The organism is Bradyrhizobium sp. SZCCHNS3052, assembly GCF_032484495.1.
Classification (GTDB): Bacteria; Pseudomonadota; Alphaproteobacteria; order Rhizobiales; family Xanthobacteraceae; genus Bradyrhizobium.
This window is the reverse complement of sequence record NZ_JAUETB010000001.1, coordinates 229,113-253,612: the sequence shown is the minus strand read 5'-3', so window position 1 is coordinate 253,612 and position 24,500 is coordinate 229,113. Positions and strand designations below refer to the sequence as shown.

Annotated in this window: 19 protein-coding genes; 10 read left to right on the top strand and 9 right to left on the bottom strand. The window is 65.1% G+C overall.

What is annotated here, in order from left to right:
- Window positions 1-77: 77 nt before the first annotated feature.
- Window positions 78-1,469, bottom strand: coding sequence for an aminobacteriohopanetriol synthase HpnO (gene hpnO / locus QX073_RS01100; RefSeq protein WP_315714885.1), 1,392 nt, complete (start codon window positions 1,467-1,469; stop codon window positions 78-80).
- 101 nt (window positions 1,470-1,570) lie between these two features.
- On the opposite strand from hpnO, the gene QX073_RS01095 reads away from it, so the two are divergent.
- Window positions 1,571-2,197, top strand: coding sequence for a DUF2147 domain-containing protein (locus QX073_RS01095; RefSeq protein WP_409977889.1), 627 nt, complete (start codon window positions 1,571-1,573; stop codon window positions 2,195-2,197).
- A 62-nt stretch (window positions 2,198-2,259) separates the two neighbouring features.
- Here the strand turns inward: QX073_RS01095 and QX073_RS01090 are convergent, their stop codons facing one another.
- Entirely contained in the window at window positions 2,260-4,860 is a 2,601-nt protein-coding gene (locus QX073_RS01090) for an MMPL family transporter (RefSeq protein ID WP_316185209.1), read from the bottom strand.
- A gap of 486 nt (window positions 4,861-5,346) precedes the next feature.
- Between QX073_RS01090 and ispH the strand changes: the two genes are divergently transcribed.
- Both ispH and hpnH read left to right on the top strand, forming a co-directional pair.
- Window positions 5,347-6,273 (top strand): 4-hydroxy-3-methylbut-2-enyl diphosphate reductase, encoded by a 927-nt coding sequence (ispH, locus tag QX073_RS01085; protein WP_315714888.1) that lies wholly within the window; start codon window positions 5,347-5,349, stop codon window positions 6,271-6,273.
- A gap of 34 nt (window positions 6,274-6,307) precedes the next feature.
- Entirely contained in the window at window positions 6,308-7,456 is a 1,149-nt protein-coding gene (gene hpnH, locus QX073_RS01080; RefSeq protein ID WP_315714889.1) for an adenosyl-hopene transferase HpnH, read from the top strand.
- A 108-nt stretch (window positions 7,457-7,564) separates the two neighbouring features.
- Here the strand turns inward: hpnH and QX073_RS01075 are convergent, their stop codons facing one another.
- The 5 genes from QX073_RS01075 to QX073_RS01055 all read right to left on the bottom strand — a co-directional run bounded on the left by QX073_RS01075 (window position 7,565) and on the right by QX073_RS01055 (window position 12,097).
- On the bottom strand, window positions 7,565-8,329 hold the full coding sequence (locus QX073_RS01075) for a phosphorylase (protein ID WP_410052349.1): 765 nt from the start codon (window positions 8,327-8,329) through the stop codon (window positions 7,565-7,567).
- A gap of 343 nt (window positions 8,330-8,672) precedes the next feature.
- A complete protein-coding gene (hpnE, locus tag QX073_RS01070; protein WP_316225193.1) occupies window positions 8,673-9,923 on the bottom strand; it encodes a hydroxysqualene dehydroxylase HpnE in 1,251 nt (416 codons plus the stop codon).
- Window positions 9,923-10,762, bottom strand: coding sequence for a presqualene diphosphate synthase HpnD (gene hpnD, locus QX073_RS01065; RefSeq protein ID WP_316225192.1), 840 nt, complete (start codon window positions 10,760-10,762; stop codon window positions 9,923-9,925). Before hpnD ends, hpnE begins: the two co-directional genes overlap by 1 nt.
- Window positions 10,759-11,637 (bottom strand): squalene synthase HpnC, encoded by an 879-nt coding sequence (gene hpnC / locus QX073_RS01060; protein ID WP_316225191.1) that lies wholly within the window; start codon window positions 11,635-11,637, stop codon window positions 10,759-10,761. Before hpnC ends, hpnD begins: the two co-directional genes overlap by 4 nt.
- Window positions 11,638-11,860: 223 nt before the next feature.
- Window positions 11,861-12,097, bottom strand: coding sequence for a hypothetical protein (locus QX073_RS01055; protein ID WP_315714894.1), 237 nt, complete (start codon window positions 12,095-12,097; stop codon window positions 11,861-11,863).
- Between the two features lie 476 nt (window positions 12,098-12,573).
- On the opposite strand from QX073_RS01055, the gene QX073_RS01050 reads away from it, so the two are divergent.
- Window positions 12,574-13,068, top strand: a complete 495-nt coding sequence (locus QX073_RS01050; RefSeq protein ID WP_316225190.1) for a hypothetical protein — start codon at window positions 12,574-12,576, stop codon at window positions 13,066-13,068.
- Between the two features lie 320 nt (window positions 13,069-13,388).
- Here QX073_RS01050 and QX073_RS01045 read toward each other — a convergent pair whose 3' ends face one another.
- Together QX073_RS01045 and QX073_RS01040 are read right to left on the bottom strand one after the other, a co-directional pair.
- The gene (locus tag QX073_RS01045) at window positions 13,389-15,746 is read right to left on the bottom strand and encodes an efflux RND transporter permease subunit (protein ID WP_316225189.1); all 2,358 of its coding nucleotides are present in this window, start codon (window positions 15,744-15,746) and stop codon (window positions 13,389-13,391) included.
- Between the two features lie 389 nt (window positions 15,747-16,135).
- Window positions 16,136-17,722, bottom strand: coding sequence for a B12-binding domain-containing radical SAM protein (locus QX073_RS01040; protein ID WP_315714897.1), 1,587 nt, complete (start codon window positions 17,720-17,722; stop codon window positions 16,136-16,138).
- A gap of 583 nt (window positions 17,723-18,305) precedes the next feature.
- On the opposite strand from QX073_RS01040, the gene QX073_RS01035 reads away from it, so the two are divergent.
- The 6 genes from QX073_RS01035 (at window position 18,306) to QX073_RS01010 (ending at window position 24,467) form a co-directional block, all read left to right on the top strand.
- Complete coding sequence (locus QX073_RS01035) at window positions 18,306-20,042, top strand: methyl-accepting chemotaxis protein (RefSeq protein ID WP_316225187.1); 1,737 nt, start codon at window positions 18,306-18,308, stop codon at window positions 20,040-20,042.
- A 90-nt stretch (window positions 20,043-20,132) separates the two neighbouring features.
- Window positions 20,133-20,753 carry a GTP cyclohydrolase I FolE gene (folE, locus tag QX073_RS01030; RefSeq protein ID WP_315714899.1) on the top strand — a complete coding sequence of 207 codons (621 nt, stop codon included), beginning with the start codon at window positions 20,133-20,135 and terminating at the stop codon, window positions 20,751-20,753.
- A gap of 205 nt (window positions 20,754-20,958) precedes the next feature.
- The gene (locus QX073_RS01025; protein WP_315826481.1) at window positions 20,959-21,504 is read left to right on the top strand and encodes a sigma-70 family RNA polymerase sigma factor; all 546 of its coding nucleotides are present in this window, start codon (window positions 20,959-20,961) and stop codon (window positions 21,502-21,504) included.
- The gene (locus tag QX073_RS01020) at window positions 21,501-22,151 is read left to right on the top strand and encodes a ChrR family anti-sigma-E factor (protein WP_315749232.1); all 651 of its coding nucleotides are present in this window, start codon (window positions 21,501-21,503) and stop codon (window positions 22,149-22,151) included. Before QX073_RS01025 ends, QX073_RS01020 begins: the two co-directional genes overlap by 4 nt.
- A 162-nt stretch (window positions 22,152-22,313) precedes the next feature.
- Entirely contained in the window at window positions 22,314-22,910 is a 597-nt protein-coding gene (locus tag QX073_RS01015) for an RNA polymerase sigma factor (protein ID WP_316170560.1), read from the top strand.
- Between the two features lie 30 nt (window positions 22,911-22,940).
- Entirely contained in the window at window positions 22,941-24,467 is a 1,527-nt protein-coding gene (locus QX073_RS01010) for a cryptochrome/photolyase family protein (RefSeq protein ID WP_316225186.1), read from the top strand.
- Window positions 24,468-24,500 lie beyond the last annotated feature (33 nt).

Here is a 24,500-nt window from a genome sequence, read left to right as displayed (position 1 = left end):
CGTGCCCACGGTCTGTCCGGAGACGAACTGAAACGGTGGGCACGGCGCCACGCGCCTTTGCCCACCCGATGCGAACATCACGCCGACTTGCGGATCGCGTTGTCGACCAGGGTCTTGCCGAGCGACCAGATCGCGCCGGGGACCTTGTGGCTCTGCGCAATGACGTCGTCGAAGGCGCGCTCGATCCAGGCGCAGTCCTCTTCGGTGATGGTCAGCGGCGGCAGCAGCTTGATCGTATGCAAGCCGTGGCCGGCGACCTGGGTCAGGATCTTGTGATCCTTGAACAGCGGCACCGTGATGAGCTGGCAGAACAGGCCCTTGTTGGCGCTCTCCAGCATGGTCCACGACGCCTTGAGGCGCAGCGATTTCGGCGGACCGAACTCGACGCCGATCATCAGTCCCTTGCCGCGCACTTCCTTGAGCAGCTCGTAGCCCGGCACCATCCGCGTCAGCGCCAGCCGCAGCTCGGCGCCGCGCTTGGCGGCGGCCTCCACCAGCTTCTCGGCCTTCATCACCTCGAGCGTGGCAATGCCGGCGGCCATCGCGAGGTCGTTCTTGGCGAAGGTCGAGCCGTGCACCACGGCGCGGTCCATGCGGTTGAAGATCTTGTCGAAGATCTGCTTGCGCGTCAGCAGCGCGCCGACCGGGACATGGCCGCCGGACAGCGCCTTCGACAGCAGCACCATGTCGGGTTCGACGTTCCAATGTTCCACCGCAAGGAACCGGCCGGTGCGGCCCATGCCGGTCTGGATCTCGTCGGCGATGAAGATGGTGCCGTATTTCTTGCAGAGCGCCGCGGCGCCGGGCAGGAACTCGTCGGAGGGCATGTTGACGCCCTTGCCCTGGATCGGCTCGACGATGAACGCTGCGATCTCGCGCGACGACAGCGCCTGCTCGAGCGCGGCGAGATCGTTGAAGGGGATCGCCGTGCAGCCCGGCAGCAGCGGCTCGAAGCCGTTGCGGAAGTTCGAATCATCGGTCAGCGACAGCGCGCCGTAGGTGAGACCGTGATAGGAGTGCCCGCAATAGACGATGCCGGGCCGGCCGGTCGCGCCACGCGCGAATTTGATCGCGGCTTCCACCGTCTCGGCGCCGGAATTGGCGAAGAACACCTTGTCCAGATACGGGACATATTCCAGCAGCCGCTCGGCAAGAACGCCCGCCAAGGTCGAGACGTCGAGCTGAACGAGATTCGGCAGATCGGTGTCGAGGACGCTTTTCAGCGCGGCGCGCAGCGTCGGATGATTGCGGCCGATTGCAAAGACGCCAAAACCGCTGAGCAGGTCAAGATAACGGGCGCCATCACGATCGTAGAGATATTGCCCTTGTCCCTTCTGGAACCCAACATCATATCCAATCGTCTTTAGAACGCGGACAAGCTGCTCGTTCAGATGCCGAGAGTGCATCGTGCTGCGCTGCGCTTGGCGCTCCACAAACATCTCGGAAACGTCTAGATTGGGTTTTAGCATCGGCTACATACTTCGGTTGATGGACGTGACGTCAACTGAAAACGCGCAATGCGGCGTTTTGCCCTCATTCGCACCATCAAAGCAAGCACGGGTTTCTGCCAATGTTGCATCGCCTTAGATATCTCATGTCGACGACACTAGCATACTCCGCAGTCGTGTTCGCAGCAGGAATTTCTTCCGCGCTCGCGGCCGACCCCACCGGCGACTGGCGGGTCGCCGACGGCGTCGCTAACATCCGAGTCGCACAATGTAATGGCAGCATGTGGGGCGTCGTGGCCTGGGAGAAGACCCCGGGCGGACGCGACAGCAACAACCCCGATCCGGCCCGCCAGAGCCGGCCGACGCTCGGCATGCCGATCCTGATCGACATGAAGAAGAAGCCCGGCGCAGACGCGTGGGAAGGCCAAGTCTACAACGCCAAGGATGGGCAGCTCTACAGCTCCACCATCACGCCGGTCGACCCCGATCACCTGGAGATCAAGGGCTGCGTGCTCGGCTTCCTGTGCGGCGGCGAGACCTGGACGCGGGTTGCTCCGCCGATCCCGTCGAGCCCCGTAAACAGCATGGCCAAAGGTACACAGAAACCAATCGCGCCGGCCCCTGCCCCGGCGGCCAAGACCACGACCGGCGTCGGCAGTGGCGCAACCGCATCGGCCAAGCCGGGACACAAGCCCGCGGACCAGGTCGGCGATATCTGCCTGCTGCCCGATATTGCGCGCGCCCGCTAGTTGGCGTCCGTCACCCGAACAAAAAAGCGGCCGAGAGATCGGCCGCTTTTTCTATTCGGTGATCAAGAGCCCTCTTGCTCCTTGACCTCGCGAGGCTTGCCCATCAGGGCCGGCTGGAACAGCAGCACGGCGGCGAGCGTGGTGACCAGCGACAGCGCCAGCAGCTTGCCCATGCTGGACGTGCCGGGATGGCTCGACAGCCACAGGCTGCCGAATGCGGTCGCCGTCGTCAGCGCGCTGAAGAAGATCGCCCGGGTCAGGCTGGTCTGGAGCAAATTGGTGCGGCCGCCGCGCCACGCCACCACGTAGTAGATCTTGAACGCGACGCCAATGCCAAGCAGAAGCGGCAGAGCGACGATGTTGGCGAAGTTCAGCGGCAGCTTGATCAGCACGCAGATCTCCAACGTCACGGCGCCTGCGACCAGCAGCGGCACGATCGTCATCAGCACGTCGGTGAAGCGCTTCAAGGTCACCCACAGCAGCAGGCTGATCACGACCAGCGAGTAGATGCCGGCGTGGATGAATGCCTTTACGATCGTGTCACCAGACTTCAGGATCGAGACCGGCCCGCCGATCGCGTTGGGCTCGGCCGTCAGGACGGCGTTGGCGAATCGCCTGAGATTGTCGTTGTCGTTCGGATCGCCCTTGGGCTGGGCCTCGACCCGAATCAGTCCGTCCTTGCTCTTCCACTGCGACACCAGTTCCGGCGGCAGGTTCGCGAGGCTGACCGGCTGCGCCTGCAGGGTGGCGCTGAGCTGCGTCAGCGTGATCTTCCACGGCTCGACGAACACCGCCTGTGCCTTGTTGCGAACCGCCTCGCTCGCGCCCGCGAGCCTGGCAAGCGCATCTGCGAGCCGCCGCGACGCGACCGCGCCCGGCCCATTGCTCTCGCCCGCGGTGCGCCGGAGATTGTCGACGGTCGAGTTCAGGGCGTCGACATTCTCCTTGTCGCTCGGCGCCGCATCGACCTGATCCGGATTGAGCGCAGGCCCCAGCACCTTCGCGCCCTGCGCGATCAGCTTCAGCTTGGCCGGCTGGTCCTCGGGAACGAAGCTGTCGAGCGACATCACGCGCGCCACTTCGGGGAGTTTCCCGAGCTTGGCCTCGATCGCCTTGGCCTCGGTCTCGGAGCGCGTCAGCACGTCGATCGCGTTGGCGCCCGTGTTCGGATCCTTTCGCAGGTCGAGATAGGTCGCGATCGACTCGGCGCGCGGATTGCGCAGGTTCATCGGGTTGAAGTCGAACTTCATGTAGTAGAGCAGCGGCAGGCCGGCGACGACCAGGCCGAGCGTGCCGACGATGATCGGCACGCGGTGCTTCTCGAGGAAATGATCGACCGGCGCCAGGAAGGCATAGCCGACCGGCTCCTTCTCGCCGGGCGGATTGAGAATCCTCAGCAGCGCCGGCAGCACCGTGATCGACGACAGGAACGCGATGATCATGCCGGCGCCGGCGATGGCGCCGAGCTCGGAGATGCCCTTGTAGTCGGTCGGCAGGAAGCACAGGAAGCCGGCAGCCGTCGCCATCGCCGCGAGCGACAGCGGCACCGCGGAGCGGCGCGCGGCTTCCGCCAGCGCCTCCGGCAGATTGTCGTTCTTGAACCGCTCGGAGCGGTAGCGCACGCTGAACTGGATGCCGAAATCGACGCCCAGGCCGATGAACAGCACGGCGAACGCAACCGACAGCAGATTGAGCGAGCCGACCATCATCAGGCCGACGGCCGTGGTGAGGGCGAGGCCGATGAACAGGTTGATGAACACGGCCGAGATGATCTTGGCCGAATGCAGCGCCAGCCACAGGATGATCAGCACGACGACCACGGTGCCGATGCCGTTGACGACGGCGCCCTCCTGCACGGTGGCGTATTCCTCGTTGGCGATCGGCACCGGACCGGTCAGCCGCACGCGCGCGTGAAAGCGGTTGGGGAAATCGAGCTCGGCCGCGGCCTGCCGGATCGCATCGGTGGCGGCCTTGCCGGGCTCCAGGGCCTGGTAGTCGAGGATCGGCTTGAACTGGATGAAGGCGCGCTTGTCGCTGTCTTCGAGCGGCTTGTCGGAGATCAGCTGGCGCCAGGAAAAGGTCGCATCACCCTTGTCGAGCACGGTCTCCACCGTCTGGGAGATGTAGTCGAACGGCCGTGCGGCATTGTCGAGCTTGACCTGGCCGCGCTTGACGCCGGCAAGGCCGGTCTCCAGCGCACCGGTCAGGCCGCGGATCGAGGGGTCCCCGGCCATGATCTCGACGAGCGGCGCTGCCGCCGCGAACTGGTCCGTGAGCTGCTTGACCTCCTCGGTCGGCAGGAACAGCAGGCCGTTCCTGGCGAAGAACTCGCCGCCGCCGAGCAACTCGACCGATGAGAAGTTCGCGGTGTCGCCCTTGAGCTTCTTGGCGAGCGCATCGGCCGCCACACCTGTCATCTCGGGCGTCGCCGCTTCGACCACCGCCAGGATCATCCGATCGCGATCGAAGGCCTGCTCATATTGCTGGTCGCGCTTGCGCCAGTCGAGATCAGGCGAAATCAGCTTGTTGATGTCGGTATTGATCGAGAAATGACGCGCCGTATAGAAGCCCGCACCTACGGAGAGCAGCAGGGCCGCAATCAATGTCGGCCAGGCAAACCGGGTGCAGGCCTTGACGATCGAGACGACAAACGTGGTCAGCACTTCGTGACTTTCTAATGTTTAGAGAGCTGGGCGGAAACGTCCGCTTCATGGCGGAGTTCCCCGATCAGGGCGAGCCCCGGACGCACACATCCTGAGCGGCGCCCCGACCCGGCCTGGCCCAACCTTGAAGACGAGGATGGTCCGTCGACGGCGGATCAGGTCGAACGATGCACGGAACCGTCGGGGCGGCTGATATAGCGGCTGTTCTCGGCGGTAAAGTGACGAACGAGTGAGAGCATAACCAACTCAATTGATTGATCTAATTTATAATTACTAAATTACCGGCGACCTATTGCGGGCTGTGTGCGACGTGTCACATGCGAGCCACTTGCAGACCGGCTTTCTTCTTCGCTCGATTTTTGACACAAAGTCCTGCGTTTCCATCCGTGTGGCGGGCCATTGGGCATTCGCTGGTGCGATTATTGCAACCCTGTCGCACGCACGGAGGTGCCAGGTCGAAAGTGAGGCAACGTGGCTGGACGTCCAATGCAGGTGTATCTCGCGCAGCCGCGCGGTTTTTGTGCTGGAGTCGTGCGTGCGATCGAGATCGTGGAGCGCGCGCTGGAGAAGTATGGCCCGCCGGTCTATGTGCGTCATGAGATCGTCCACAACAAGCACGTGGTCGAGAGCCTGAAGGCCAAGGGCGCCATCTTCGTCGAGGACCTCTCCGAGGTCCCCCCGCGCGCCGTCACCGTGTTCAGCGCCCACGGCGTCGCCCGGACGGTGGAGGAGGAAGCGGCCGCCCGCGGGCTGCCGGTGCTCAATGCCACCTGCCCGCTGGTGACCAAGGTCCACAACCAGGGCAAGCGCTACATGTCCAAAGGCCGTACCCTGGTACTTATCGGCCATGCCGGCCACCCGGAAGTCGAGGGAACCATGGGCCAGGTTCCCGGCCCGGTCCACCTGGTGCAGAACGTGGCCGATGTGGCCACCCTGCCCCTGCCGGTCGATACCCCGCTGGCCTATATTACCCAGACTACGCTCAGCGTGGACGACACAAGAGACATCATTTTAGCCCTCCAAGCCCGCTTTACAGACCTTCAAGGTCCCGATATCCGGGATATCTGCTATGCGACACAGAACCGGCAATCTGCGGTAAGGGACTTAAGCAAGCTGGTGGACGTCATCCTGGTGGTGGGCGCCGCCAACAGCTCCAACTCGAACAGACTGCGCGAGATCGGCACCGAGGCCGGGGTCGCAAGCTATCTGATCGCTGATGGCAGCGAGCTCGATCCGGTTTGGCTGAAGGATGCCAAAGCCGTCGGCATCACCGCCGGCGCCTCGGCTCCCGAAGTTCTCGTCGACGACGTCATCGAAGCCCTGCGGCGCATCGGACCGGTCGAGGTCGCGGTGGTCCCGGGGCGGGAAGAAAACATCGAATTCCGCCTGCCGGCCGAATTGGTCGCGGGCTGATCGGTCCTCGTTTGGTCCAGAAAGAAGAGACGTAATGGCAATCCCCTTCCATAAGGAACTGCGTATCGGGGCCTATCTGATGAAGCAGAAGCTTCTCGGCCGGAAACGCTATCCGCTCGTGCTGATGCTGGAGCCGCTGTTCCGCTGCAACCTGGCGTGCGCCGGCTGCGGCAAGATCGACTATCCCGACGCGATCCTCAACCGCCGCATGAGCGCGCAGGAGTGCTGGGACGCGGCCGACGAGTGCGGCGCGCCGATGGTCGCCATCCCCGGCGGCGAGCCGCTGATCCACAAGGAGATCGGCGAGATCGTGCGCGGCCTGGTCGCCCGCAAGAAGTTCGTCTCGCTCTGCACCAACGCGCTGCTGCTGGAGAAGAAGCTCGACCTGTTCGAGCCGTCGCCGTATTTGTTCTTCTCGGTGCACCTCGACGGCCTGCGCGAGCATCACGACAAGGCGGTGTCGCAGAAGGGCGTGTTCGACCGCGCCGTCTCCGCGATCAAGGCCGCCAAGGCGCGCGGGTTCACGGTGAACGTCAACGCCACGGTGTTCGACGGCCACCCCGCCGAGGAGATCGCCAAGTTCCTGGACTTCACCACCGAGCTCGGCGTCGGCGTCACCATGTCGCCCGGCTACGCCTACGAGCGCGCGCCGGACCAGGAGCACTTCCTCAACCGCACCAAGACCAAGCAGCTGTTCCGCGACGTCTTCAAGCTCGGCAAGGGCAAGAAGTGGAATTTCATGCATTCCGGTCTGTTCCTCGACTTCCTGGCCGGCAACCAGGAGTTCGAGTGCACCCCCTGGGGCATGCCTGCGCGCAACATCTTCGGCTGGCAGAAGCCCTGCTATCTGCTCGGCGAAGGCTACACCAAGACCTTCAAGGAGCTGATGGAGACCACCGACTGGGACTCCTACGGCACCGGCAAGTACGAGAAGTGTGCCGACTGCATGGCGCATTGCGGCTACGAGGCCACCGCCGCCAATGCGGCGCTGACCAACCCGATCAAGGCGATGTTCGTGTCGCTGCGTGGCATCAAGACCGAGGGTCCGATGGCGCCGGAGATCGATCTCTCCAAGCAGCGCCCGGCGCAGTACGTGTTCTCGTCGGAGGTGCAGAAGCGCCTCTCCGAGATCCGTCACGACGAGGCGATCGAGGCGCAGCAGAAGGCCTCGACGGCCGCCTGATCTTCACGGCTCTGATCAATCAAAAGGCCGCCGAGTGATCGGCGGCCTTTTTCATTGAACTGACCTGTGGATCGGGATGGACGCTACGCTCCGCGATGAGCAAACGGCTCACGCCTCGGCAGCGGCCAGCGTCTCGGTCTCGAGGAAATGCTCAGCCGCCAGCATGCCGCTCAGCAGCAGGTCGCGGGCGCCGCGCAGCGAGCGCAGGGCGCGATTGAACTCGATGCCCGTCGACACCAGGCCGCGCAGCACGGCCGGATTGCGGGCGACGCCGCGCAGGATCATCGGCAGGTCGATGTCGCCGTTGGGCTTGATGGCGTCCTTGGCAAGCGACGGGAGGGTGCGATGGGCGGGATCGGAGATCACCCGCAGCGCCGCGAACGGCAGCCCGTACGAGGCGGCATAGGCGGCGGCGATGTGGCTCTCCATATCGACCGCGGCCGCGCCGGTCTTCATGCGCAGCGCCGCCTTGCGGGCCTGGGCCACCACCACCTCTTCGGCCCCGGCGAGCACGCCGCGCACGACGCGGCGCTTCTTCAGGGCGGCGCGGGCGATGTGCTCCTCGCGCAGCGACAGGCCCGACAGCCAGCGGGCATCGCCGGCGGTCACTTCGGTGGCGACGACGATGTCGCCGGCCTTGAGGCTCGGATCGAGACCGCCGGCCACGCCGAAGCTGACGACGCCGCGGATCGAGGTCGGATCGAACACGGTGAGCAGCGAGCGCAACTGCCTGGGGTCGCTCGAGCTGCAGATCACCATCATGCCGGGCCCGGCAGCAATCCGGGCCTCCTGCACCAAGCCCGTCACGACCAAGACCGGCCGCGAATCAATCGGGCGATCCGCGGACGTGTCGTCCCCCATCCCCAACTTCACAATCCGACCCCTGACACCTTCTCGGACGTCGCGTGATCCGACGTCTCCGTCTCTTGTTCCAAAGCCTCAGCCGCGGCGGCGCCAGAGCGGAAAGACCTTAACAAACCGAGGATTACGCAGAAAAAATCCGCGAGGAAACCCCGTTTGCGCCGCACTGCACCCGCACCTGATGCGTTTTTTGCCCGGTGTTGCCATTTGGCCCCGCCGATCCCTGTTCCGTCCTGGAACAGATTGCGCCGGTACCACCGGGCGTGGAACTTTAAGCAAGAACCACGCCACGAAAATGTGAGACTCACGGCAAGCGGCATGACGGCGCGGCCAGATTCGGCCGCCCCTGCGCCGGTCAGCCGTGCCCGAGCAGGAGATTCGCAGCGCGGTCGCCGGAGCGCACCGAGCCTTCGATGGTTGCCGGCAGGCCGGTATCGGTCCAATCCCCCGCCAGAGCGAGATTGCCGAACGCCGTCTTCGCTCCCGGTCGGAGCGCGTTCTGCTCGGGCGTCGCCTCGAAGGTGGCGCGACGCTCGCGCACGATCTGCCACGGCGGCAGCTCCGCCGTGATCCCGGCGGCCTTGCAGACGTCGGCCCAGATCGCGGCGGCGAGCTCCTCCCGCGGCATGTCGACGAGGCGATCGCCATTGCTGATGGTGACCGAGAGCCGCTGCGGGAAGGCGAACAGCCACTCAACGAGGCCGCCGACAACCCCGACCAGAGCTGGTGCATCGCGCGGCGGCGTGATGCGGAAATGGGCATTGACGATGGCACGATATTTCGTCGGCCCCGTGAGCCCCGGCAGCAGGGCCATCGCCGGCCGCGGCGGCACGGCGAGCACCACGACATCGGAAGGTCCGAGCGCGACGGTTTCATCGCCGCCGAACCTGAGCCCGGTGACGCGACCGCCCCCATCGTCGAGGCCGCGCAGCTCGCGGCCGATCCGCACGCTGCCGCCCTTGCCTTCCAGGAATTTCACGGCCGGATCGATCAGCACGCCCGACAGGCCGTCGCGCGCGATCAACGGCCGGCAGGCCTGGCCGCCGGCGAGCAAGGTCTCGCGGACGATGGCGCCGGCCAGCCCCGCCGACCCCTCCGGCGGATCGCAGTTGAGCGCCGCAAGCAGCAGCGGCTGCACCAGACGGTCATACAGCGTACCCTTGCAGGGGATCGTGCTGCCGATCGTCCTGGACGTACCGGCCCAGATCAGCGGCGACAGCGCGAGGTAGTCGCCGAGCTTGGTATCCGGCACGCGGCGGCCCTCGTCGAACACCCACAGCGGCAGGCGGCCGTTGCCGAGATCGAGCAGCCAGCGCTGGCCGCTCCGGATGTCGACGAAGGCGAACTGCGCCTTCTCCGGCCCGACCAGCCCCGCTTCCGAGCCGATCGCGCGGGCATAGGACAGCACGTGATGATTGGCCGACAGCAGCAAATGGTTGCCGTTGTCGATCACCAGGTCGGTCGCGGCGTCGTAATAGGACCGGCAGCGGCCGCCGAGCTGCTGCGTCGCCTCGTGGACATGGACGATGTAGCCCGCATTGGCGAGCCGCACGCCGGCGGAAAGGCCGGACACGCCGGCGCCGATGATGTGAGCTGTCTTCTGCATCAGATGATTGCGTAACGAAGGATGATGCCGATCTTCGTGAGCTTGCTCACGCGGACGGGCTCGCGCGGCAGCGCGAAGCCTCGCTCGAGCAAGAGGTCGAACACGGCACGATAGTATTTTGACATGATCCGCGGCGCCCGCACGGCGCGCCGGCGATTTCGCCGCATGATCTCGTCGGCCTTCTCGAAATGCGTCTTGGCCCTGACCGCAACCGAGTTGCAGACCTTCTGCAGCGCGCGCTCCTGCGTGACCTTGACCGGATCGTCGCCGGTGATGCCGGCGAACAGCAGCGCCTCGCGCGGCAGGTACAGCCGGCCGATCGCCGCGTCCTCGTCGATGTCGCGCAGGATGTTGGTGAGTTGCAGCGCGCGGCCGAGATGGTGCGCGAGCAGGATGCCGTCCTCCTCGGGCATGCCGAAGATGCGCACCGAGAGCCGGCCAACCGCGCTCGCCACGCGATCGCAGTAGAGGTCGAGCGTCGCGAGATCGGGCGCGCGGATCTCCTGCGGCACGTCCATCTCCATGCCGTCGATGATGGCGAGGAAGTCCTCGCGCTTCAGCCCGAAGGTCTTCACCGAGCTGACATAGTCGCGCAGCCGCGGCGGCGGGTTGCCCTGGTACAGCGCGTCGATGTCGTCGCGCCATTTCTGCAGCGCCGCGAGCCGCTCGGGCCGCGGGCCGTCGGAATCGGCGATGTCGTCGACCTCGCGGCAGAAGCTGTAGACCTGGAACATCGCGTCGCGCTGGGCGCGCGGCAGGATGCGCATGGCGGCATAGAACGAGCTGCCGGAGGCTGCCGTGCCGTGATCGATATTGTCTGCGGTTGCCTCGAGGGTCATGCGCCGGCTGCCGATTTGGTGACGGGATGACGCCCGGCCACGCGGCGGCCGATCTCGCCCATGACCGACGTGAAGGTGAGACCGAGCATGCCGACGGGCGACAGGTGCACGCGCTCGCTCAGCGGATCGCGCACCTTCAGCAACGCCACGATGCGGTCGGCGAAAGCCTGGATCACGGCGATCTCCAGTCCGAAGCGGAAATCCTTGACGCCGCTGTTGAGGTCCCTGCCCTCATCGAGCAGCGCCGCGTTGCGCACCGCGAGCTTCTGCAGGCAGGTCAGCAGAGGCGGCGGCGACTTGGCCTCGCCGAGCATCTCGACGGTCGCGCCGGCTTCCGCCAGCGCATCGCGCGGCAGATACACGCGGTTGAGCGCCTTGTAGTCCTTGCCGCAGTCCTGCAAGTGGTTGTTGATCTGCAGGCCCGCACAGATCGCGTCCGAGGCCGGCCAGGTCGCGGTGGACTCGCCGTGCACGTCGAGCATGAAGCGTCCGACCGGCATCGCCGAGTAGCGGCAGTAGTGGATGACCTCGTCCCAGTTCTCGTAGCGCAGCTTGGTCACGTCCATCCGGAAGGCAACCAGCAGATCGAGCGCGTGCCGGGGCGGCATGCCGCGCTCGGCGAGCGCCCGGCGCAGGCTGACGGCGACGTCCTGGGTCTCGCCCGTCCCGGTCAGCTCGGCTTCGAGCAGATCGAGCAGCCGCAGCTTCTCGTCGCCCGGCAGGCTCGGATGGTCGGCGATGTCGTCGGCGGTGCGCACGAAATTGTAGAAGGCGAGGATCAGCGCCCGGTGCTCGGGACGGATGATCCACGACGCCACCGGAAAGTTCTCGTCCCGGTGTGTCTTGCCGGATCGCAAATCGCTCGCGGTGGTCATGGACGAAACAGCTATCAGGTTGAAAGGGCGCTACCGAAAACAATGCCCGCCGCTTCGCTCATGCGAACGGATTGCTCGCCCCATATAGGCGAAGATCCCGCCAAAACCAATGCAATCGATGTCGGGCAGTCCATAGGACCGAACCGCCGGCCTCCCCTGAGGGGCGGGGCCGGCGGTCGTTAACCAAGGGAGTTCGGAAACAACCGTTCCGAACGGCAACCGCTTACTGGTTGTGGGTCTTCAGAACCTGGTCGCAGGCCGGGCTGATCTTGGGCCGGTTCTCCTTGAGGCACGCCAGAATGGTGAAGTCACCCTGATCGATGACGGCACGGCAGAACTTCTGAACGTCACGCGTGCAGGCCGCCTGCTCTTCGGGCGTGCCGCCGCGGCCTTGCGCGAACGCACCGGTGGAAACGGACACCGACGACAGCAGGGAAAGTGCCAGGAAAATCTTACGCATCGTGTTCCTTCATTTTGACAGCGGAGGAGACCTCCCGGATCGCCGATGCTGCCCGGGAAACACCTGTTTGGTTTGGCAAGGACCGCAAGCCCCCCAGCGCCGGAGGTACGCTGCCAAATGCGGCCAAATTTGCGCCCTATGATCCCGAGCGGATCAAGCTCGGAGATCACAGCTTTGGCACAAACAAGGCGTTGATACTAGGGCGTTATTCTCGGAACACGTTTTTCGCATTTGGCTGTTGCAAGCATGCCGCGCGGACCGTTAGATGCAGCGCCGTCGAGGCGGCTTGCGTGCAGCCGTCTTGCGAGGACGACCATTCGGCGCCGACCGGTCGCACGGCGTCGGCGGGCATCATGGCATCCGGTCGCAGCGCCCGACCGGCCGTCATTTGAACCTAACCTTCGGCGAGAACACCAAGTGTTCGAAGCGGCGGCATACGCCGACACAGCGGTGTCATTTTGGATGGGAAACTCGATATGAAACTGTTCGGCTCATCTTTCTCGGGGCACGTCGTCAAGGCCGCCGGTCTCGGAGCGGCACTGTTCGTGGCGGCGACCGCAGTTCAGGCTCAGTCGGGCCCGTTCGCCGGCTTCGACGGCTCGTGGTCGGGCAACGGCACGGTCGCGCTGTCGGACGGCACCACCGAGCGCATCCGGTGCAAGGCCAGCTACAAGGTGGCCGGCGCCAATCTGAAGCAGAGTCTGCAATGCGCCAGCGACAGCTACAAGTTCCTCCTGACCAGTGACGTCACCAGCCAGGGCGATCGCATCTCCGGCAACTGGAGCGAATCCAGCCGCAACGTGAACGGCGAGCTGCAGGGCACCGCCGGCAACGGCCAGATCGACGTGTTCGTGCAGGCCGCCGGCTTCGCCGCCAGCATCACCCTGAGGACCAGCGGCAACAAGCAGGTCGTGCAGATCTCCTCCAAGGGCGAGATCCGCGGCGTCAACATCACGATGTCGAAGACCTGATCCTTGGACCGGAGCGCGTCGCGCGCTCACGGGCAGTCGAATGCGCAAACGGCCCTGACAATGTCAGGGCCGTTTTGTTTTGCGGTGCTTCCGCAGCCGTCGGATACGAATGAGACCCGCCGCTGTCGTCGCCCGGCTTGCCGCCTTCGCTAAAGCTCCGGCGCGCCCTTGAACTCATAGCCGCGTCGAAGCCGAAGGCGCAGACGGGACCGGGCGCTCCAGTATTCCAGAGGCTGTCCTGATTGAACCGATAGGCCGCGGCGTGCTGGATCACACGCTTTCGCCGGTGATGACGGCCCTGGTTTACGCAACAGCCTGGGCTAAAGCGGCTTGCGCTTCAGCTTCTGCGACAGGTTGATCAGGAACATCGCGGTCGGGCGGAGGATGAAGAGGTCGGCAAACAGCGCCGCCACCATCGAGAAAGCGCTGAGCCAACCGAACAGCCGCAGCGACGGCAGATCCGAGAACACGGTGACGACCAGGCCGCAGGCCAGCACCACGGTGGTGAGGATCAGCGCCGGTCCGACCAGTACGGTGGCACGCTCCACCGCGACCGCGGCACTGACGCCGGGAGCGCTTTCCATCCGCAGCCGGTTCAGGAAGTGGATGGTGGCCGACAGGCCAAGGCCGAAGGAGACCGTGAGCGCCACCACGCTGGCAAATTGCAGCCCCTCACCCATTGCCCACAGCACGGTGCCCGACATCACGACAGGGAAAATGCCGGGCAGGATGCAGGCGAGCATCACCACCCAGGAGCGGAAGGCCAGCCCGATGAACATCGCGACCAGCGCGAACTCGATCGTCAGCCCATGGTTGAGCTTTTCGATCATGCCGGCGGAGTTGCGCGCGGCGATGGCGGCGAGACCGGTAACGGCGATTTCATAGCCGGGATGCTTCTTTCTCACCGCATCGAGCTCGCGGTCGAGCTTGTCGACCACCGGCAGCAGCTGGCTGGAATCGACATCCGGCACGCGGCCGGCGACCACCACGGCATCCTGTTCCTTGTCGATGAAGCGGCGCACGAGGTGCTCGGGGATCAGATTGACGTATTCCTGCAACGTCGCCGTATCCGACGAGCCGGCCTTCTCGGCCAGCCAGCGCCGGAGCGTCTCGACCGACCAGACGTTGCCGACACCAGCGGTCTTTTCGACGGTGGCATGGACGTCGGCGATCGCCTGCAAGGTCTCCGGCGCATAGAGCGAGGCGCCCTTCGGAAACTGGATGAGCACGTTGACCGGATTGGCGCCGGTCAGCTTGGCATCGAGCCGGTTGCTCGCTGCAACCGCCTGCTGCTTGTCAGGCACCTGGTCGGCGAGGCGATAGCGCGGCTCCAGGGTCGAATACACCACCGCGAGCGAGCCGACGAACAGCACCGCGATCAGGCTGAACAGGCCGGGACGGCCGACCATGCGCACCGCGATCCAGTAGCAGAAATTGCGCAGCGCCTGGACGCCGGCGTCGGCGCCCTGGAATTTGACCGCGAATGTCTTCTCGTTGCGCACCAGCAGCACGCCGAACACCGGCACCAGCGACAGCACCGCGACCAGCGCGATGATGGTGGCTGCGAGCCCCGCCTCACCGAACTTGCGGATCAGGTCGCTGTCGGAAAACTGCAGGGCGATGAAGGAAATGCCGGCGGTGGCGTGGGTCAGCACGCAAGCCGGGCCGACGACCAGCACGGCGTTCTTGAACGCCGTCACCTTGTCCTGCCCCGCGATCAGGCGGTCGCGGGCGGCGAAGGTGAGCTGCATCGAATCGGAGAAGCTGATGACCATGATGAGCGGCGTCATCACGTTCAGGAACATGTTGAGATTGAAATTGGCCCAGCCGAGCGCGCCGAGCGCGAGCATGATCGCGATCAGCGGCGGAAACGCCGCTGCGATCATGAAGGAGACCTTGCGGAAGAAGATGATGGCGATGATGCAGCCGGCGAGAATGCCGAGAATGTTGTAGGTCAGCCCGTCACGTTCCACCGCGTTGCGGATCTCGAGCTGCATGACCGGCACGCCGGAAAGCTGGACATTCAGGCCGGTGTCGCCGAGGTCCTCCGCCATCAGCTTCCGGATGTCGCCCACCACCTTCCCGAGATCGTTCGAGGCCACCACCTTGGGCTCGAGCGACAGCACGATCAGGGCGAGCGTACCGTCCTCCGACAACAGCTTGCCGCGGATGATCTCGTTCGACTTCACCGTTTCGATGAACTTGTCGTAGGCCTCGCCCTCCGGCAGATCCGACGGAAACAGCGCGGCCGGCAGCTTTCCGGGCGCCGGCGCCTGACGGGCCGAGAACAGCGACACCAGGCCACGGGTACCCTCGACCAGTTGCAGGTCGGTCACGAAGTCACGAAGCTTCTCGAGGTTCTGGCGGGCCAGCAAGGTCTGGCCCTCGACCACGACGAGGACGTCGAATTCCTCGGCCGGGAACTTCTTCGTCACCTCCTCGTACTGGTGGAATTCCTTGCTGTCGGAGCGAAACAGCTGGCTGAGCGAATCGTCGATCTGGATGCGCTTGATGCCGAACACCGCCGCCACGATGAGGACGAGCAGGACGACGCAGGAGAAGATCGGCGCCTTGACCGCGAGGAGGCCGAGTCGTTCGATGCCAAAAGCGATGCTGTCGGCCGGCCGGTGCTCGACCTTCTCGACATGGACTTCGTTGTCGTGCCTGACTTCCAGCATGCGGTGTCCAGTGGTTGGGGTGCGGCCCAATTCGGAGGGCCTGAGCGCATAGGGCAGAAATAAGGCCGCTCAGCGAAGCAGAGATGACCGCATTGTGGCCCGCAGCCCAAGCTAATCCTTGAAAACACGTGAAAATTCGTCGAGGCGATCTAGCAGGGTTCACTCCCCGGCCGCAACCATGCGCGGCCACACAAGACGGCGAGCCGCCACGGCTTCCGATCACGCCACGATTCTGCCGTGCTTGAAAAGAGCGTGGATGGCCCAGGCGGACGCGGGGCTCGAAACCTGAACGACTCAAGGACCGGTATCCGACCGCGCCGTCCCCTTGCTCAGGCCGCGAGCCGGTGCTGGCGAGCACCACCCGCCGCCCCCTGCTCCAGAGAGGACCATCACCCTGCGGGAAGGGCGGCCTCGCGCAGCCGGATCGAGTAGTTCGACGCGTTCTGATGCCCGCGCGAGGCGGCGCGCGCAAACATGATGAGGTGATGCGCGATCAGCGCCACGGCGATGAAATTCTCGATCTCGCCTCGCTTGAGCTGGCTCCAGGCAAAGCGCCAGAACGGCCGCTTGTAGTCGCCGAGCACGCCCACCTTCCAGAAGATCTTGCCCATCATGACCAGGCCGCGCCTGATGTTCGGCCAACTCTTCATCTCGTCGCTGACCGGCACCTCGATGCGGTTGGCATAGGTGGTGTCGCATTGGTGCTTGTAGCGCGCGAACAGCCGCTCCGGCTCGTAGGCAACCTCCATGCAGCGCCGCCACGCCGTGACCACCTCGTCATAGGGCATCAGGAATTTCACGTTGGAGTCGCGACCGTCATCGTGGACCAGCCTGCCCTCGCGCTCGAGGCGATCCCACAGGGGCGTCTTCGGCAGCGCCTGCAGCAGATTGATCGTGAGCAGCGGGATCCGGCTCTCCTCGACGAACTGCAGCAGCGCGTCCGCGGTCTGCGGCGTGTCGGTGTCCAGCCCCATGATGATACCGGAGACGACCTCCATGCCGTAGCTGTTGATGGTCCTGATCCCCTCCAGGATCGGCACCATCATGTTGTGATCTTTCTGCATCGCCGTCAGCGCATCCGGATCGGGCGTCTCGATGCCGCAGAAGATGGTGATGAAATAGGCCTCACGCATTTTCTCCAGGATCTCGGGCCGCTTGGCGATGTTGAGCGTGGCCTCGCAGGCGAGCCGCATCACATAGCCGGTGCGCTTCTGCCATTCGATCAGATGCGGCAGCAGCTCCGTCGCGGCTTTGCGGTTGCCGATGAAGTTGTCGTCGACGAAATAGACCGAGCCGGTGACGCCGCATTCCCTGAGCTTGTCCAGCTCGGCGATGATCTGCTGCGGCGACTTGATGCGCGGGTTGCGCCCATAGAGGCCGGGGATGTCGCAGAACTCGCACTGATAGGGGCAGCCGCTGGAATACTGGATACTGCCGAGAAAGTACTTCTTCACCTCGGCGAGCTCGTAGGCCGGCACCGGGAAATCGGTCATCGCCACCCGCTCGTTGGTCCGCAGCACGACCTGCTGCGCAGGCCGTGACGGATCCCGCGCCAGCCGCGCGATCAGCTCGTCGGTCGCATCACCGAGCTCGCCGACATGCAGATAGTCGAAGCTCGGGTAGTAGTCCGGACAGGCGCTGACCGAGGGGCCGCCGAGCGCGACCGGCAGGTCGAACGCGTGCGCCCGCTGGCAGATGTCGTTCATCTGCTGACGCTGGATGTGCATGCCGCTGACGAACACCGCTTCGGCCCATGAGAAATCCTCGTCCTGCGCCGGGCGGATGTTCTCATCGATGAAGCGCACCTGCCAGGAACCTGGAAGATAGGCCGCGATCAGCAGCAGCCCCTGCGGCGGCATGAAGGCCTGGATGCCGTCGGTGAGCGGATAGGCATGCTCAAAGGTTCCGAACGACGAGGTGTAGCGCGGAAACACACAGAGAATGCGACGTACCGTTTCGATGCCCTCGAATCTCATCGACTGCCCCTCGCGACAACCCGCTAACCGGTTACCTTACGGCCGAAGATAAGGCTTCGCTACCCCTTCCGGAAAAGTTGAGTGCGATCGCGCCTTCCGCTCCTGTCGCAAGGCGCGACGTCCCCGCCGCGTGCCAGATGCTCACGCTGCCCGGCATGATCCGACGCGTCCTGACGAGGCGACCTGATCCGATGCATCGCAATACGGATGGCGGAATGCGAAGGGCGATCCAAAGTTCCAATCGGATGGATAATTGATCGGTCGAGCGCGACGACTGCTCCCGCCTGTCTCCGACCGGCGAACCAATTGCGGAGCGCGCGTGCGCGCGGCCACTGGTTTGCAATGCATTTGCAGGGGAACGCGGGGCCTCGAAATGGCGCATGCCCTCCGTAGTCGACCGGATGCCCCGGCGCCCGCCCCTACTGCGGAGCACCAACTAATCGATTGAAACGCCAAGCAAAGTACGCTGTGGTTGCATAATACTGACGATGTCCACTTAACGCTTTCTCCATGAAGGTTTTGCATAACTATTAACAATCAAGCGCCTCCTCCGTCGTAGCAAAAACTCGCGGTATCTCACCTCATGACCTCAAGCCCGACGTCAACGAAGACGGCCACGCGCCAATCCATCGCAGTCAAGCTCTACGCAATCTTTGCGTTGTTTGCGCTATTGACCGCCGCAATCACCTGGCTGTCCGACTACAACTCGCGGCGAGCCACGGAGCTCATCAAAGCCATCGAGACAGCCAATCTCGCCGCTCACAACGTTCAGCTGGTCAACGGCCTTGTCTATGCCGTCGTCATGGAGTCGCGCGGCGTCTATATGTCGACAGACCCCGCCGTCGTGAAGCAATACGGCAACGGCTTGCTCAAGTTCAATGCCGAGATCCTGAAGGTCGTCGACAAGTGGCAGGCGATCGTCCAGGCCGACGACGCCCAGCAATTCGCAACGTTCAAGAAGCGGATCGAGCAATTCGTCGAATTCCGCGCCGAACTGGTCCGCCGCGCCAATGAAATCAGCCCGGCTGCGGGACGCGAGTGGGGCGACAACGATGCCAATCGCTCCGTGCGCAAGGCGCTCAACACGGATCTCGAGGCGCTGTCCAAAGTCTATGTCGAGCGCGCAGGAAAGATCGCCGAGGAGACGGCGCTGAACAACAAGCTCTCGCTCGTGCTGACAGGCCTTGGCGGCCTGATGCTGGTTCTGGTCGCAGCCGGCGTGGTGATCATCGCCCGCTCGATCGCTCGGCCGCTGTCGCAGATCACCGATACGATCCGCCAGGTCGCGACCGGCGCCGAGAACGTCGAGGTGCCGCATGCCGGACGGGCCGACGAGATCGGCGAGCTCGCCCGCGCCATCGGCGTGTTCCAGCAGGCGATGGCCCATAACCGCGACCTCAATGTCCAGGTCTCGCAGGACTCGGAAATCCGCGAAGCCCGGGCCCGCCACATCGAGACCGCGGTCGAGCAATTCCGCACCGCGATCGGCAGCGTGATGCGGACCGTCACCGAGAACGCCGCCGCGATGCGCCAAACCGCCGAGATGATCACGCGGCTGACGGCCGATGCCAACGAGCGCGCGGTCACCGCGGCCGGCGCCACGTCGCAGGCCTCGACCAACGTCTCCGCCGTCGCCAGCGCCGCCGAGGAGCTGTCGACGTCGGTCGAGGAGATCGGCCGGCAGATTCGGCAGTCGGCCGGCGCCGTCGAGCAGACCGGCCAACGCACCGAGAAGTCGGTCACGGAGATCGAGGGCCTTGCCGCCGCCACCCAGCGCATCGACGGCGTACTGACCCTGATCCAGACCATCGCCGAGCAGACCAATCTCCTCGCGCTGAATGCGACCATCGAGGCCGCCCGCGCCGGCGAGGCCGGCCGTGGCTTTGCCGTGGTCGCTCACGAGGTCAAGGCGCTGGCCGGGCAGACGGCCAAGGCGACCGAGGAGATCAGCCAGAACGTCGGCCTGATCCAGGCCTCGACCAAGACCGCGGTCGACGCCGTCCGCGAGATTGGCCAGGCGGTCCGCGGCATCAACGAGATCACCTCGAACATCTCCAATGCCATCCAGCAACAGGACCAGGCGACGCGGGAGATCTCGACCAACGCGCAGTCGACCGCCCAGGGCAACCAGACGCTGGTCATGAACATCGACTCGCTGCGCGACGCCATCAGCGAGACCTCGACGGCCGCCGCCTCCGTCCTGTCGGCGTCCGGCGACCTCAACGCGACCGCGCAGACGCTCGCCAACGAGGTCGAGAAGTTCTTCCAGAACCTGCGCTCGGGTCCGTCTGCGGAGATGCGGCTGCGCAAGGCGAGCTGACGGCGGCGAGCCATCGGTTGCGGAAATCGCCCCCACAAGACGTGATCCGTTCCGACACCGGAACCGTTTCTTGGTTTTTGGAGAGCCATCGTGCGCCAGACAGCCAAGAAACTTCCGTTCGCCTGCGACCCGGTTGCGGTCACCCAGGATGACGTCGAGGACGCCATCCGCACCATCCTGACCTGGATCGGCGAGGACCCGTCACGCGAGGGTCTCTCCGAGACCCCGGCCCGCGTCGCGCGGGCCTACAAGAGCTATTTTTCCGGCTATGAGCAGAACCCCGAGGAGTATCTGCGCAAGACGTTCGAGGAGACCGCCGGCTACGACGAGATGGTGCTGTTGCGGAACATCCCGTTCCAGAGCCATTGCGAGCACCACATGGCGCCCATCATCGGCCGCGCCTGGGTCGGCTACGTGCCGCGCAACCGCGTGGTCGGGATTTCCAAGCTCGCCCGGGTCGTCGAGGCCTATGCCAGCCGGCTGCAGATCCAGGAACGCATGACCGCCGAGATCGCCAACATCATCGACGAGGTGCTGCAGCCGCAGGGCGTGGCGGTCGTGATCAAGGCAGCCCATCACTGCATCAGCTCGCGCGGCGTCAAGAAGCACGGCGTCGATCTCACCACCAGCCGCATGCTCGGCTGCTTCCGCACCGACCCGATGAGCCGCCAGGAGTTCCTGGCGATGGTCAATTCCGATCTGAAGGACTGAGGGGCACGGAAAATCGTCCGCCCGCTGTGATCCAGCCGTCCATGAGCCACGTTATCCGGGATCAAGCATGCGTGCCGGGGACCATGACCACGCGATGAGAGCGGCTGGATTAGCGCAATGGAACGTGGCATCGTCCCGGCATCGATTTGCACGGGCCTTGGGCGCCCGTACCAAGGTGAATGTGAGCAGAGGGCCGAAGGCGACTGTGGATTGGGCTGAATTGATCGGACGCGTCGCCGCGCGCGGCGACCGCGAGGCGTTCAAGGCCCTGTTCGCGCATTTTGCGCCCCGCATCAAAGGTTTCCTCATCAAGACCGGCTGCAACGCCGACGACGCCGAGGAAATCGCCCAATCCACCATGGTGGCGGTGTGGACGAAGGCGGGGCAATTCGATCCGTCGACGGCCGGCGCGGCCGCCTGGATCTTCACGATCGCGCGCAACCAGCGGATCGACGCCGTGCGCAAGGCCGCCCGCGACAGCCGGCTGAGCAGAGAAGTGGGGCGCGACGAGGAAGCCGATCCGACGCTCGCAGCCGACCAGATCGTCTCGCGTGTCGAAGATGCCACACGGGTAGCGGCCGCGATCGAAAGATTATCGGCGGAGCAATCCACCGTGATCCGCCTGTCGTTCGTTGAGGAACGACCGCATTCGGAAATCGCGGCGGTGCTCGGCCTGCCGCTGGGTACGGTAAAGTCACGAATCAGACTGGCGATGAATCGCCTGAGAGACCTGTTGGACGACGCGACATGACGATCAGCCACCACCCGCCGGAAGACCTGCTGGCCGACTTCGCCACTGGTGCGCTCGACGAGGCCGAGCGGCTGGTCGTCGGTGTCCATGTCGCCGATTGCGGCCGATGCCAGCGCTTCGTCCGCGCCATCGAGCAGCTCGCCGGCGCCTCGCTGGACGCGGCCGAGCCGATCGCGACGGGCGCGGATGCTTTCGATGCCGTGATGGCCCGCATCGATCGACGCCCGCAGGCGGCGCCGCAGGTGAGCGAGGTCGCCGAGCACGATCCCGAGCTCGCGGACCTGCCCGAGATGGTCAAGCGCTGCAAGATCGGCAAGCGCCGGCGCGTGGCACCCGGCATCAGCATGCGCCCGATCCTGCTGCCTGGCACCGGCAAATCGCGCGCCTTCCTGCTGCGCTCGGAGCCAGGGGCGCGGATGCTGGAGCATACGCATTCCGGCAATGAGCTGACCTGCGTGCTGAAGGGCAGCTTCAGCCATCTCGGCGGCTATTACGGACCCGGCGACTTCGACTATGGCGACGACGAGGTCGACCATCGTCCGGTGGTCGGTGACGAGGGCCCCTGCCTCTGCCTCGTCGCCATGACCGGCGACCTGCGCATGCACGGCCTGCTCGGCCGCCTCATCAGCCCCTTCGTCCGGCTCTGAGCTCTGATCGCATCGTGGCGAGCCGCCGCGGAGCAATCAAGACGAGCTAGATCGGCTGGACGATTCGCCACTTCCCTCCGCGCGATACCGACAGCACGCTGGCGGTGATCCGCATCTGACTCTGACCCGTTTCCGTTCAGAGAGAGCGCATGGAGGAGAATGATGCGATCAGCAAGCGCGGATCAGAAGGGTTGCGTCGCGCATCTTGGCAGCCTGCTGGCCCGTGCCGGACGCAACGATGAGCAAGCCTTTGCCGAGCTCCATGCTGCAACGATCTTGAAGATGCGGAAGACCGTGCGCGCCTTGCTGCCGTCCGCGGCTGACCTCGACGACATCCTGCAGGATGGCTACCTGAAGATCTGGCGGCATGCCGCGAGCTTCGACTCGACGCGCGCCTCGCCCATCACCTGGATGTGCAGCATCATGCGCAACACCGCGATCGACGCGCTGCGCGCCACCGGCGTGCCGACCTCGGAGCTCGATGAGGCCCTCGCGATCCCCGATCCCGCCGACAGCGCCGCCGACGAATTCGACTACGCGCTGGCGGAACCGATCGCCCGCGAGGCGCTTGGGCGGCTGCCGGAGGAGCGCCGACGGCTGCTGGCGCTCGCCTATCTCGAGGGCGAAAGCCGGACGCGTCTGTCGGAACGGTTTGGCGTGCCGGTCGGCACCATCAAGACCTGGCTGCATCGCAGCCTGCTCACGGTGCGCAAGGACTGTCTTGGCCAGGCCCACGCGGTTACCGCGGCGGCCGCCTGATCGGCTGCATGGCGTGATGACCAAGGTCCCATGACCAGGACACGTGCCGTAAGACACCTTGTCATCGTGCTGGGCGACCAGCTCGATGCGGACTCGGCGGCCTTCGACGGTTTCGACCCGGAGCAGGACGCCGTGCTGCAGATGGAGGTCAGCGACGAGGCCAGCTACGTTCCGCAGCACAAGATGCGCATCGCGTATTTCTTCGCGGCGATGCGCCACTTCCGCGCCGGTCTCGAGAGCCGCGGCCGCACCGTCCATTACGTCCGGCTCGATGATCCCGCCAACACCGGCGCACTCGACAGCGAGATCGCGCGGCATCAGGCGGCGCTGCGGCCTGCGGCGACCATCGTGCTGGAGCCCGGCGATTTTCGCGTGCGCGAGGGCTTGCGCAAGCTGCCGCAGCGGCCCGACATCCGCGCCGACCGCCACTTCCTGTGCACGGCGGAGGAGTTCGACGCCTTCACCGAGCGCCATCCGCGCCCGATCATGGAGACGTTCTACCGCGCGATGCGGCGCAAGACCGGCATCCTGATCGACGAGAGCGGCCGCCCGGTCGGCGGCAGCTGGAATTTCGACGCCGAGAACCGCAAGGGATTCGGCAAGTCGCGCCCGCCGATCCCCGTCGCCAGATCCTATGCGCCCGACGCGATCACGCGCGACGTGCTCAAGCTGGTCGCGGCGCGCTTCTCCAACAGTCCCGGCAAGCTCGACCGCTTCGACCTGCCGGTGTCGCGCGTCGACGCGCTGACCGAGCTTTCCGATTTCGTCGCCTGGCGCCTCTCCTTGTTCGGCACCTATCAGGACGCGATGCTGAGCGACGAGCCGTTCCTGTATCACTCGCGGCTGTCGGGCGCGCTGAACCTGCACATGCTGAATCCGCGCGAAGTGGTCGCGGCCGCGCTTCAGAGCCGCAACGCGCCGCTGAACGCGCTCGAGGGCTTCGTCCGCCAGATCATCGGCTGGCGGGAATTCGTGCGCGGCATCTATTGGCAGCGCATGCCTCACTACGCCGATGAGAACGCGCTCGACGCCGGCCTGCCGATGCCGCGCTTCTACTGGACCGGCGAGACCGACATGCGCTGCCTGGCGCAGGCGATCGGCCACACCATCGACCATGCCTATGCGCATCACATCGAGCGGCTGATGGTGCTCGGCCTGTTCGCGATGCTGCTCGGCGTCCGGCCCTACGATGTGCACCTCTGGCACATGTCGATGTTTCACGACGCCATCGACTGGGTGTCGCTGCCCAACACGCTCGGCATGAGCCAGCATGGCGACGGCGGCGTGGTCGGCACCAAGCCCTATGCGGCGTCGGGCCACTACATCGACCGCATGAGCGACCATTGCCGCAACTGCCGCTACGATCCGAAGCAGGCGACCGGCGACAGGGCCTGCCCGCTCACGACGCTGTATTGGAGCTTCCTTGCCAAGCACCGCCGGCGCTTCGCCAATAATGGCCGCATGCGCAACCAGTACGTCAATCTCGAGCGCCGCAGCGCGGCGGAGATCCGCGCCATCCGGAGCCACGCCGACGCGATCGCGTCGGCCCTGGTGTAATCCGGCGTTCGCCGGTCTGAACAGCGCTCACGG

Coding starts and splice junctions, on each gene's coding strand:
- hpnO (WP_315714885.1), bottom strand. CDS start 1,469: ATGCTAAAACCCAATCTAGACGTTTCCGAGATGTTTGTGGAGCGCCAA.
- QX073_RS01040 (WP_315714897.1), bottom strand. CDS start 17,722: ATGAGATTCGAGGGCATCGAAACGGTACGTCGCATTCTCTGTGTGTTT.
- hpnE (WP_316225193.1), bottom strand. CDS start 9,923: ATGCAGAAGACAGCTCACATCATCGGCGCCGGCGTGTCCGGCCTTTCC.
- QX073_RS01055 (WP_315714894.1), bottom strand. CDS start 12,097: ATGCGTAAGATTTTCCTGGCACTTTCCCTGCTGTCGTCGGTGTCCGTT.
- QX073_RS01035 (WP_316225187.1), top strand. CDS start 18,306: ATGACCTCAAGCCCGACGTCAACGAAGACGGCCACGCGCCAATCCATC.
- QX073_RS01095 (WP_409977889.1), top strand. CDS start 1,571: ATGTTGCATCGCCTTAGATATCTCATGTCGACGACACTAGCATACTCC.
- hpnC (WP_316225191.1), bottom strand. CDS start 11,637: ATGACCACCGCGAGCGATTTGCGATCCGGCAAGACACACCGGGACGAG.
- hpnH (WP_315714889.1), top strand. CDS start 6,308: ATGGCAATCCCCTTCCATAAGGAACTGCGTATCGGGGCCTATCTGATG.
- QX073_RS01010 (WP_316225186.1), top strand. CDS start 22,941: ATGACCAGGACACGTGCCGTAAGACACCTTGTCATCGTGCTGGGCGAC.
- QX073_RS01050 (WP_316225190.1), top strand. CDS start 12,574: ATGAAACTGTTCGGCTCATCTTTCTCGGGGCACGTCGTCAAGGCCGCC.
- hpnD (WP_316225192.1), bottom strand. CDS start 10,762: ATGACCCTCGAGGCAACCGCAGACAATATCGATCACGGCACGGCAGCC.
- QX073_RS01045 (WP_316225189.1), bottom strand. CDS start 15,746: ATGCTGGAAGTCAGGCACGACAACGAAGTCCATGTCGAGAAGGTCGAG.
- QX073_RS01015 (WP_316170560.1), top strand. CDS start 22,314: ATGCGATCAGCAAGCGCGGATCAGAAGGGTTGCGTCGCGCATCTTGGC.
- ispH (WP_315714888.1), top strand. CDS start 5,347: ATGCAGGTGTATCTCGCGCAGCCGCGCGGTTTTTGTGCTGGAGTCGTG.
- QX073_RS01020 (WP_315749232.1), top strand. CDS start 21,501: ATGACGATCAGCCACCACCCGCCGGAAGACCTGCTGGCCGACTTCGCC.